The organism is Bacteroidota bacterium, assembly GCA_035506275.1.
GTDB lineage: Bacteria > Bacteroidota > Ignavibacteria > UBA10030 > UBA8401 > JAGVPT01.
Map to the genome: position 1 here is coordinate 187,584 of DATJPT010000002.1, position 11,308 is coordinate 198,891.

7 protein-coding genes are annotated in these 11,308 nt (G+C 54.6%); 1 reads left to right on the forward strand and 6 read right to left on the reverse strand.

The genetic code is table 11. From position 1 onward, the window contains the following. Positions 1-48: 48 nt before the first annotated feature. The gene (locus VMF88_01195) at positions 49-2,052 is read left to right on the forward strand and encodes an oligopeptide transporter, OPT family (protein HTY09660.1); all 2,004 of its coding nucleotides are present in this window, start codon (positions 49-51) and stop codon (positions 2,050-2,052) included. Between the two features lie 12 nt (positions 2,053-2,064). Here VMF88_01195 and VMF88_01200 read toward each other — a convergent pair whose 3' ends face one another. From VMF88_01200 to VMF88_01225, 6 genes are all read right to left on the reverse strand, one after another. Further along, the gene (locus VMF88_01200; protein HTY09661.1) at positions 2,065-2,796 is read right to left on the reverse strand and encodes a sulfite exporter TauE/SafE family protein; all 732 of its coding nucleotides are present in this window, start codon (positions 2,794-2,796) and stop codon (positions 2,065-2,067) included. Between the two features lie 353 nt (positions 2,797-3,149). Further along, positions 3,150-3,437 carry a YHS domain-containing protein gene (locus VMF88_01205; protein HTY09662.1) on the reverse strand — a complete coding sequence of 96 codons (288 nt, stop codon included), beginning with the start codon at positions 3,435-3,437 and terminating at the stop codon, positions 3,150-3,152. Between the two features lie 111 nt (positions 3,438-3,548). After that, on the reverse strand, positions 3,549-5,555 hold the full coding sequence (locus tag VMF88_01210; protein ID HTY09663.1) for a TonB-dependent receptor: 2,007 nt from the start codon (positions 5,553-5,555) through the stop codon (positions 3,549-3,551). A gap of 616 nt (positions 5,556-6,171) precedes the next feature. Beyond that, entirely contained in the window at positions 6,172-7,155 is a 984-nt protein-coding gene (locus VMF88_01215) for a class I SAM-dependent methyltransferase (GenBank protein ID HTY09664.1), read from the reverse strand. A 159-nt stretch (positions 7,156-7,314) separates the two neighbouring features. Further along, positions 7,315-8,799 carry a glycoside hydrolase family 130 protein gene (locus VMF88_01220; protein ID HTY09665.1) on the reverse strand — a complete coding sequence of 495 codons (1,485 nt, stop codon included), beginning with the start codon at positions 8,797-8,799 and terminating at the stop codon, positions 7,315-7,317. A gap of 56 nt (positions 8,800-8,855) precedes the next feature. Beyond that, complete coding sequence (locus tag VMF88_01225; protein HTY09666.1) at positions 8,856-11,303, reverse strand: glycoside hydrolase family 2 protein; 2,448 nt, start codon at positions 11,301-11,303, stop codon at positions 8,856-8,858. Between the last annotated feature and the right edge of the window lie 5 nt (positions 11,304-11,308).

Sequence of the window (11,308 nt, forward strand, 5' to 3'; positions counted from 1 at the left end):
AAAGGCACAAGTTAGTCTGATCTGAGTTAACTTTCTCAAGGAATTCTCATGGAAACTCCCGCCTCGGCTTCGAACACGCTTCCGGACAATGCATACAAAGAATTGAAACCGGGGGAAGAATACCGCCCGATCATGAACCCCGACCAGTCGTACGACGAAGTGACCCCCTGGTCGGTCGGATGGGGATTGGTGATGGCGGTGCTCTTCTCGGCCGCAGCCGCGTATTCCGGATTAAAGATCGGCCAGGTCTTCGAGGCGGCGATTCCGATCGCCATCCTTGCGGTCGGATTGTCCGCAGCGTTCAAAAGAAAAGGGTCGCTCGGGCAGAACGTCATCATCCAATCCATCGGCGCAAGCTCCGGCGTCATCGTCGCGGGAGCGATCTTCACGATCCCCGCGCTGTATATCCTCGACCTCCCGGCCAATTTTTTTCAAGTATTTTTTGCTTCGGCAGCGGGCGGCTTCCTCGGAATTCTGTTCCTCATCCCCTTCAGAAAATATTTTGTGAAGGATATGCACGGAAAGCTTCCGTTCCCCGAAGCGACGGCAACGACGGAAATTCTTGTTGCGGGGGAAAAGGGGGGATCGCAAGCGGCGGTGCTGGTCGTCAGCGGATTGATCGGCGGGATCTTCGACTTCATCTTCAACGCATTCGGATGGTGGTCGGAGGTGGTGTCGTCCAGGATGATCCATTTCGGCGAGGTGCTGGCGAACAAAGTGAGGATGGTCGTGAAGATCGACGTCTCGGCGATGGTCTTCGGCCTTGGGTATATTGTCGGCCTGAAGTACTCAGCGATCATCGCCGCGGGCTCGTTCCTTTCGTGGTTTGTGCTCGTCCCTCTCGTGTATGAAGTCGGCCATGGGCTTGCGGTTCCCCTCGGTGCGACGGCGACCAAACTGATCGCCGACATGTCGGCGGAAGAGATCTTCCGCAACTATGTGCGGCAGATCGGGATCGGCGGCATCGCGATGGCGGGGATCATCGGCATTATCCGTTCGTCAAAAATCATCGCCGGAGCGTTCTCTCTCGCCTACCGCGAAATCTTCCATGCGAAAACCGCCAAGGATGAAACAACGGTTCGATGGCAGACAGACATCAAAATGCTTTTTGTCGCGGTCCTGATATTACTGACCGCCCTCCTTGTCTTCGTCTTTTTTTACGGCGGCGTCGTCTTCAACTTCACCCATGCCGTGGCCGGATTGCTGATCGTCATGATCATCTCGTTCCTCTTTACGACGGTTGCGGCCAACGCGACGGCGATCGTTGGAACCAACCCGGTGTCGGGCATGACACTCATGACGCTGATTCTGTCGTCGTTCGTGCTGGTGCAGATCGGATTGACCGGCCCGGCGGGCATGGTGAGCGCATTGATCATCGGCGGAGTTGTCTGCACGGCGCTTTCGGTGGCGGGGGGATTCATCACGGATCTGAAGATCGGCTACTGGCTCGGCTCGACGCCGAAGAAGCAGGAGACGTGGAAATTTCTCGGCGTTCTCGTCTCATCGGCGACCGTCGGCGGAGTGATCCTGGTCCTCAACAAATCGTTCGGATTCAAAGGGGAACACGCGATGGTCGCGCCGCAGGCGAACGCGATGGCGGCGGTCATCCAGCCGCTCATGTCGAACGTCTCGGCGCCGTGGGTCCTCTACGGAGTCGGAGCGGTGATTGCGCTCATCCTTGTCACGGTAGGGATTCCGCCTCTGGCGTTCGCGCTCGGGATGTACATCCCGCAGGAACTGAACACGCCCCTCGTGTTCGGAGGACTGATCGCGTGGTGGGTGACCACGAGGTCGAAGAACGAAAAATTGAACAACGCCCGATTTTCGCGCGGAACGCTGATCGCTTCCGGATTTATCGCGGGAGGGTCGCTCTTCGGCGTGTTGAATGCGTTCCTGAAATTCTTCGACCAGGAAGTCTGGAATTTCGGCTACGCGAGCTGGTACATGAGCGCCTGGGCCGATTCACATTCGGGGGAGATCACGGGCTTGATCATGTTCGCTCTCTTGTTTTCCTACGCATTGTGGGATTCAATGAGAGCGAAAGAAGAATAGGATCCGTACCGCCTACATTGCCATGTGGTGATGTCCGCCCCCCATCGGCATCCACGGCATCGGGACGCCCAGGCCCCTCATCACCATGATGATTCCCATCAGGAATACTGTGATCGCTGCAAGTTTGTCGCCTACCATCCGCAGCCGAAACCGGAAGAATGCCGACACAAAACCGACGATGACGAGCGACGGGACAATGCCGCATCCAAAGAGCGCCATCGTTACAGCGCCGTTGAGAGCGCTTCCCGACGCGGCAGCCATCAGGAACATAGAATAGAGAAGACCGCACGGGAGGAGAGGCGTGAGCAAGCCGATATAGAATTTGCTCTCAAAAGCGGGGGACGCTAAAAGCGCGCCGTACGTTCTGGTATAAAGACTCAGCAGGAATGATTTTTTCTCACGGCCGAACGGAACTTCCGGGGTTAACCCGGTCCGCGGAAAAATCCGCGATATCCATATTCCCGAAAGAATGAGCAGCACGCCGGCCGCGGTCGAGAACCATTCCCCCGCCGACTTCAATCCTGAAACCCCTCCGCCGATCATACCGAGCAGCGCGCCGATGAGCACATACGATAAGACCCGTCCGAAATTGTAGGAGAGATGTTTGAGGAGCTGATTCCACTTCCCCCGCGCCGGGACGCCAAAATTCGCCTGCGTGGAATAAGCCGCGACGATCGCTCCGCACATGCCGACGCAATGCATGCTTCCGAAAAACCCGGTGAGAAAAGAAAGAAGAAGGTTCATGAGAGTAGATTTATAGGAATCAAGAGCACTCTGAATTGAAGCACGTCTGATCTCCTGAAACAAGATACTCAATCGTCGCAGCTATTTCAAAGCGCGGTTTGTGCTGCCGATCGAGAATTTCCTCTATCGCTCCCAAACCCAGTTTGGAAAAGGCGTGTGTAACTCGCCTTTCGTTTGAAATCATCGAGCGCTGAGTTTGTTCTGTTCCAAATCGGAGATTTGGAACAAGCGAGAAAATGAGAATAATGTCCGCGACGAAGGAGCCTCGCCATAGGCCGGCAATCAAAATCATTCTCAGCCAAAGAAACCGTTTTGGCTGCCTGCTTTCAGGGTGCCGCCGAGTTGTTTAATGATTACTGCGCAGCGATGTATTGCGCCGGTTTTTCCAGAAACTTATCCTTGCATTCTTTAGAACAGAAGCCATATACTTTTCCGTTGTAATGTGCTGTATCGCCGATGCCCGCGGTCAGCGTCATTCCGCAAACAAGGTCGTTGGCGTTATCGACCTTGACGTTGTTAAACGCTCCCTTTTCATCGTGAGAAACTTCCGGAATTTGATAGCTGGACGCTCTGTTCTGCCGATTGCATGCTGTTGTCGATAATATTCCTAAGACCAGTCCCCCGAAAAGAATCTTCTTCATATTGTCTTTAGCCTTTTTCGTGAATTGTTCTTTGGTTAAAAATTGATTTACGGGTATCGTGATGATGCCATGACTCCCGCGTAAGGCGGGTCATGGCATCACATAAAATACTCACAGCGAATATCTCACTGTGCCGTATACCGACCTCGGCTGCCCGGGGTCGACAAACCCGCCGGCAACTAATTCAGGATACGCTTTGTCCGCCAGATTTTTTACCCCTACCTGAATAAGAGCGCTGCCTGCATGCACTCCCACGGTCAAAGAGAAAACAGCGTACGATGGCAGGACGACGCCGGGTTCGTCGAACGGACTGTAGGGACCGACGACGTTCGAACTCAGCTTAATATTCCAGTTGGCATACGGTGCAATATCCAGGGCAGCGATGCCGATGTATTTGGCAGTATTGTAGACGCGGGCGCCGGAGAGAGAGTCGCCGTCATCTGAGATCAGGTTCCTGTACCGGGCATCATTAAAGGTCCAGTCCGCTGTCAGACGAATTTCATTCGTTAGCTGGGCAGCAACGTCCGCTTCAATTCCCTGCCTGCGGCTGCTTCCGCCGCTTGTAGAGACAAGGGTGATCGGGTTGAACGTCTGTTCATTGCTGACATCCATCAAGAAAAGGGCAACGCTCCCGCTGACGCGTCCTTCATCGAATTTGCTTCCCGCTTCGTACGCCCATGCCGTGATGAACGGAAGCGAGGGAGTTTCAATCGTTCCGTCCGTGGAGCGGAATCCCCGCGAGACGTTTGCGTACAGCGAAACATCGGCAGCCAACGCATACATCGCACCCAACTTTGGCGAGAATATACCCTTCGTGTCGCTTAACGATGCGCTGCTGTCGGGCTCAGAAAGAGCATTGATGACGTCGTACCGCGCTCCCGCCGTGAACGTAAACCTGTCCGCCCGCTCCTCGGACTGCACAAAGAGCGCGGCTGCTTCCTGTCGGGCCGAGAGCAGAATTTGCGCGGAATCTCGGACTCTGTTCGTCGTGGTCCAGTTTTCATAGCGGGCATGATCGAACTTCCCCTCGACTCCCATCGTTATCTCTGCGTGGGGGAGCGCCCATGTCAAGGCGCTCGTGCCGCCAAAGCCGTACCGCGTGTCCTCCTCTTCCGTCTGACTTCCTGACCCCTCCGTAATTCCTCCTTCGGGGGGCGTTGTGAGATACAGCTGCCATCGTCCCTGCGTCGCGTAGAGCGTCGTGCGCCAAAACATGACGGAGTCCGGCGAAACGCGGAGGCTGACGCGTTCCTGCCCATGGCGCTTAAACCCGCCATCGGTAGAATTCGCAACGACATCATAGTCGCGCTGATCGAATTGGTCCTGGGTGAGTGAGCCGGGAGAATCCCATTTCGTGGCGTACAACTCAACGCCCGCATCGAGCGTTGCAGCGGGTGAGAGCGCCTGCACATACCGTGCATGCCCCTGCTCGAGATCATAGCCGCTATTGGGTCTCCAGCCGTCTTCATGGATCGCGCGAACGCCGAAAACGCCGCTGTTTCCGCCATTGTCAAACCCGGTAAGGAGTGTCCCGTTCAATTTCCCGTACGAACCTCCGGAGAGCCACACGGTTGTTCCGTCCATTTTTTCCAGCGTTCGTACATTCAGGATGCCTGACATGGCAAAATTTCCATAGAGAGCGCTCGTTGGTCCTTTGATGAGATTCATCGAACTCACCGCCTCGGGCATCAGGAGATTAAAGTCATCATACCCTTCCGCATGCCCGTTGACGGGTTCGTTGATCGGAACACCGTCGATCCATAATGCCATATCTGTGGAGTGGTCGGAGCTGAATCCGCGGATCGAAGCATCGGACGCAAAACCGGGTCCCTGTCCCTGCTCGTGAACTTCAAGCCCTGTCGTTTGGCGGAGAAGATCCCACGAATCGGTCGCCACCGTTTGTTGAATATCCACGGGAGAAACGGCAATTGAACTTACCGGCACCTGTCGTTCAACGGGGCTCGAAGTGATCGTGACCTCGGGGAGTTGAACGACGCGGTTGTTCAGGGAATCGGGAACAGAAGCGTTCGACTCCGTCGGGACAATCAATACCCCGCACAACAGTGCGGATACGAAATACCATCGCATAGAAATCCTCTCGATTGATTTAAAATTCATCAATGCGCCTCCTTCATCCGAAGGAGGTCAAAGATCGATTTAGTATTATTAATCGGATTACGAGAGGTGCGACTGCGGCGGGTGAAAGAGTGAATTCGCGATACCGAGGAGTGGAGATGTGCTGAGACCGAGATATTCCCCGCGCCCTGCGGATAAAACGGCATAACGGGAAGGAGATGAGGGGGCGATCCACTGGTCAAGAACGTTCGGGGAAAGTGCTGCCGTAGGAGCCGAACACGGCGCGGAGGAGACAGAACACGTGGCGCTGACGTTTCCTTTCGAATGCTGCATGCAACAGCAACAGCTCGATGCCCCCCCGGTTTCGTTGCAACAGCAGCAGCAATGGTGAGCCATCCCCATGCCTTTCTCAAGGCCGTGCTGCGATCCAAAAACAGGTGCAAGCAAGAAACCGTTCGAAGCCAGAACGCTAAGCGTCAGGCCCGCGGCGACAAATTGTCGCAGGACGTTTATCATCGTTCAGACGATTCTCTGCAAAATAGAAGTGTCGGGGAAAAAAATGGCTTCTACTAATATAAGGGAAATACCAATATTTGCAAGCAGGAAATTCTCCCTGGAAACAGCGGCCAACTATATTCTTTAAACATCAGAGTTTCAGTTATTTGTTCCGGCAAACCATAAGGACAAAATCGCTCTTGAGCTCTCCCCTTTTCAACCCGTCATCTTCAACGGCGAAGATCGAATCCAATAATTTCTTCGTCCGGTTGCTGCCGTCGGTGAAGTTGTGCGCGATGTCCTTAAAGATCAGCTGGAGCAGTGTTCCGCCGTATTCTTTTTTTTCCAATACGCTGAACCTGCCGGCAATCGAATTTTCGATGAGGTTCGATTCTGCCGATTCGGAAGGGTCGTTCAGGTACATGCTGAGTCTCCCCGGCCGGTAAATTTTCTTTTTCAGCGTGCCGTCAAAATATTTCCTCCGGTATTCATGCGGAATGGTCCCTAAAACGCGGTTCGCTGTTTCCAGTTGTTTGTCCGTCCACTGAAAACGAGCGGGACCAACGTATTCGTTCACGATAAATATTCCGTTGTCTCTGAGCGACACCCGGATTTTGTCGAGTACGTTCCCGATTGCATGAAAGTGATGCAGCGCTCCTTCGACGATCACAACATCGTACCGTTTTTCCCCCGGGTCAAGCGCATGGACATCTGCTACTTCAAAGCTTGTTTTCGAGCCAACGCCGGCATTCTGCGCATTGATTCTTGCCTGTTCGATCCTCTCCTTCGAGACATCAATCCCCGTAAGTCTTAAATTTTTGCAGACAGAGACCCATCGGATCTCCCTGTTTCCCGAGCCGCATCCGAGCGAGATGCCTGCGAGCGGACGATCGCCGTTCAGATATTTTTCCGAAATATATTCGACATGATCTTTGTCCGCAGAGCCGGTGATCAAATAATTCCAGCGCCTCTGCACTTCGGGAATATCCCACCAGTTTGAGGTCGATCCTGATGTGTGGGACCAGGAACGCCGAACTCTCTCTTCATCCTTCTCAACAAGCTTGAACAGGATTTCGCCGAACCCGGTTCTGCGGATCTTTTCGTAGAGGACGACAAAATCGTGAGGGTTGATCAGACTGTTAAACATAAGACGGTTTCCATTCTTGAGGTGCGTTACAATATACGCCGACATGGGCAACAATGTCCAATAGCTTAGGAGCGCACTCGCGCGAAGAGAGCCCGATCATCCTGCCAAAAAAAATGCCCCGGCAGATTGCCGAGGCACCTCATTGCCTCCACCAATTTCTTATGCCGGCTGCATCTTCGACAGAAGCTCGTCGATCGAAACGCTTGCAATGCGGGTGGCGCGGTCCGACATCGCATAGGGAATGATCAGCCTTCCGTTGTGCGCGATAGCCCCGCACGTATAGACCACATTCGGCACGTATCCTTCCCGCTCCGATGCATCCGGTGCGATGAGCGGCTGGCGGAGCCTCCCGATCACCCGGGACGGATCGCGGGGGTCGAGGAGAACAGCGCCGATGCAATATTTTCTGACCGGACCGACGCCGTGCGTCAGCAGAATCCACCCTTTCTCCGTTTCGACGGGCGATCCGCAATTCCCGATCTGGGTGAATTCCCAATGATGAGATGGCTGCATCAGCGGCGCGGGAGCATTCCATTGATAGACATTGTCCGAGAAAACAATGTACAGATTTTCCGCATCGTGCCTCGACACCGCGGCGTAGCGGCCGTTGATCTTCCTCGGGAAGAGGGCCATCCCTTTGTTCTTAGCAGCGTCGCCGCTCAGCGAGTTGATCCGGAAGCGGATGAAATCGGTCGTTTCAAGGAGGAGCGGCATGATCGTCTTGCCGTCATACGCCGTGTAGGTGGCGTAGTAAGTTGCCCTGCCGTCGTTGTCGGTGAATTGAACGAACCGGGCATCCTCGATTCCGTTCGATTCAAACGACGACACCGGAAAAATCGCCCGTTCGGAAAGCGGGACCTGCTCTGAAAAATTGATCTCATAGTTCAGCTCGAGGAGCGATTCGAGCGCAGCGATGGCCCGGCGCTGGGGCGCCGAAAGCTTTGCGCCGCGTTTCTTGAACCTGGCAAGTCTCGCTTCAATCTGAGAGCGCGTAAATTTTGCCGGCAGCGGGCTGACGATCTCCTTCATCGAGGAGCTTTTGCGTTCGCCGTTCTGGAGCTTGCTGAAAAAATCCGACGCGGTAAAAACAGGATCGGGGCTTACCGCCGGCGTCGTTACTATCTTTCCGGCGGCATCCAATGAAAGCTCTCCTTTTTTATTGATGATGCCGGTACGGAATTCAATGGAAGAGATGTGCCCCTCTCCGGTCGCCCGAAGGCTCACGATGCAGCGAAGCGCTCCGCTCGGTACGCCGTTCTGGTCGGGATGTGGAACGATCGAAGGATTAAAGAGCGCGGCGGCTTCCAGCGAATATTCGCACACAAAGTACGAGCCGAGCAGCAGACGCTGCGACGCGGAGAGTTCGCACCGCGGGGGAAGAAAACCTTTGACCCTTTCGTAGCCCAGATGGAAGGTTTCTTCGATGTTCCGGTGGCGGCTGCGGAATTCGGCAAAAACATTATTGAGGATGTTCTGCGATTCCTCATCGGTCAAGTCGGCCACACGGCGGACAAGCCCTTTCATGCGCGCGGCATATCCGGGACTCAGCGGGCCGACGGGGGCAAACGGTTTGATGATGACCCGCGAGACATCAGGTTGAATAAGCGCGGGCTGGCGCCGCACTTCCAATTCTTCCCTTTTCATAGGTGAATACCTTCTTTCTGGTGAAATAGTTTTTCAGACCGTTGGACGCGCATGCTTCACATCGCCCGAAATCTGAGTCTTTCCTTAATTAAATTTTGGGGGAGACGACTGATGACGCGGACGACTTTCGGCACGCCGGCATCCACGTCGAAGTAGTTATCGTCCATTTCGGCATCGTCGTTCTCGATTTCAATTCTGAGATTCTTTTTGAACCGCTCCGAAGTCACGGTGACAAGACAGGCACCTTCGCTGTCATTCGTCACTTGGAATTCGGCATTCGACATTGGGAAACGCATATGTTTCGGCTCGACGAAGAAGAATCTGTTTTCGGAAAGCACGGCGCCGCCGCGTTTCAAACTTGCCAGAAGGTACGACTGCGCCGGGTCGGTGTGAGACCAATCAGCGCTGTTGATCTTCATCAGCAGCACTGAAGCATTGCGGCCGAGACGCGCCTTCGATGTTTTTGTCCACTCCACGGCACCGCTGAAGGTGCGAAGTGTGATTTCCAGCGAGGCATCCTGTTGGGCAAGCAGGTCGGATGTTCCCCAGACTTCAATATTCGCCCCGATCCTCCGGAAGCTCACCAGCACCGGTGCTGAGAATTTTTTTGCAAAGTAGTAGGCGGCCTTGGGCCGAAGCGCGCTGTCGATGACCGACCAGCTGGTCACAGGCCAGCAATCGTTCAACTGCCAAAAGAGAGAGCCTGCCGTTTTGAATTTTCTTCTCCGCCAGTGTTCCACCGCGGTTTTCAGCGCCTCGGCCTGCACGATCTGTCCCTTGTAGATAAAATCTTCCAAGTCCGTTCCGACGTGGACATGGCTCGCCTGGAAACGGTACAAACGCTCGGTCCCTTCCGGAAGCTTATCGTGATGCTCAAGAACGGGGCTCAGCGGAGTGCGGTCTGAGAGAACCGTTACCTGTTCCAATGTGCGATAATGCGGAGGAGCTTGGAAGCCGAACTCCGTCACAAACCGTGCATTGTCGTTTTCGTATTCCTTAAAGTCCTTCCAGCGCGCCCACATTTCCCATTGATGATGATTGCCGTTCGATTCATCGTTGGGGAATCCCTTCCCGAACGGCGAGCTCCGCCAATAAGGACGTGTTCCGTCGAACTCCCGGCATACGGACGGCAGAAGCTGTTTGAAAATTTTCGCGCCGACCATTGCATCCGGCGATGTTCCGGGATGCCTCTGGCAGAATATCCACTCGCACTCGTTGTTGCCGCACCAGAGAACGATGCTTGGATGATTCCGCAATCGTTTCACCGCTTTCTCCGCTTCATCGGCGACCTGCTTCAGGAACCAGGGATGTTCCGGATACTCGGCGCAGGCGAACATAAAATCCTGCCATACCATCAATCCGTACCGGTCGCACAGGCGGTAGAATATTTCCTGCTCATAAATGCCTCCCCCCCATACGCGTAGCATATTCATATGAGCGGCCTTCGCCATGCCGAGCAATTTCTCGTAGGTGCCGTCTGCGATCCGCGGAATGAACGAATCGCTCGGGATCCAATCCGCCCCTTTGCAATAGATTTTTTCGCCGTTGATCTCGATGATGAACGTCGACCCTTCATCATCGGGCTTCTGCAGCAGCCGGACAGTGCGGAGCGCAAACGGAACCTCGATACGTTCGACTTCCTCGTCCTTCATCGAAAGCCATAAAGCTGCCCGGTAGATTGGCTGTTCGCCGTAACCGTTCGGCCACCAGAGCTTCGGGTTTTTTATGCGGAGCCGGAATTTCATCCTTCCTCTTTTTGCGGGGCGCCGGTCGGCAGCAGCGGCGGCTTCATCCGACAACTCGGTGTGCAGCACCATCCGCGCCGCCGAGAGAAGGGACACATCGACCGAAACCTCCACCAACGCTTCGCGCTTTGTCAGGGCGATAGCTTTGACGCAGGGGGATTGAAGCAGCCCTTCAGAATGACTTTCAAGCCTGATGGCGCGCCAGATTCCCGATGTCGCCAGCCGCGGACCCCAGTCCCAGCCGAACGAATATTGCGCCTTGCGCGCATACATCCGGTGAGGTTCGTGGCCGGCCATGAGCGGGCCGTATTTTTTCTCGAGAGCTTTCGCCCGGATCTCCGGGGAGTCAAAAATGATCTCAATGCGGTTGGTTCCCCGCTGCAGATATTTTTTAACATCAAACCGGTGCTCGACGAACATATCGGCCGTGATCGCAGCGGGCCGGCCGTTGATCCGGATATCCGCATAGGTATCCAATCCTTCCGCGACAAGATCGATCCGTTTTTCGCGGAGAAAATCCTCTTCGACTTCGAATTCGCGCCGGTACATCCATTGCTGCGAATCGACCCATTGCACCTGTTCCTCATTCATCCGGTAGAATGGGTCGGGAATTTTTCCGTTCGCCAGCAGGTCGGTATGGACCGTTCCGGGAACAGTACCATCCATCCATTGAACGGCATCCGCAACGCTGCGGGGAAGCACGCGATACTTATCGATGGCTTTGAACTGCCACACTCCGTTCAGGTCTATAATCTTCAACTCAC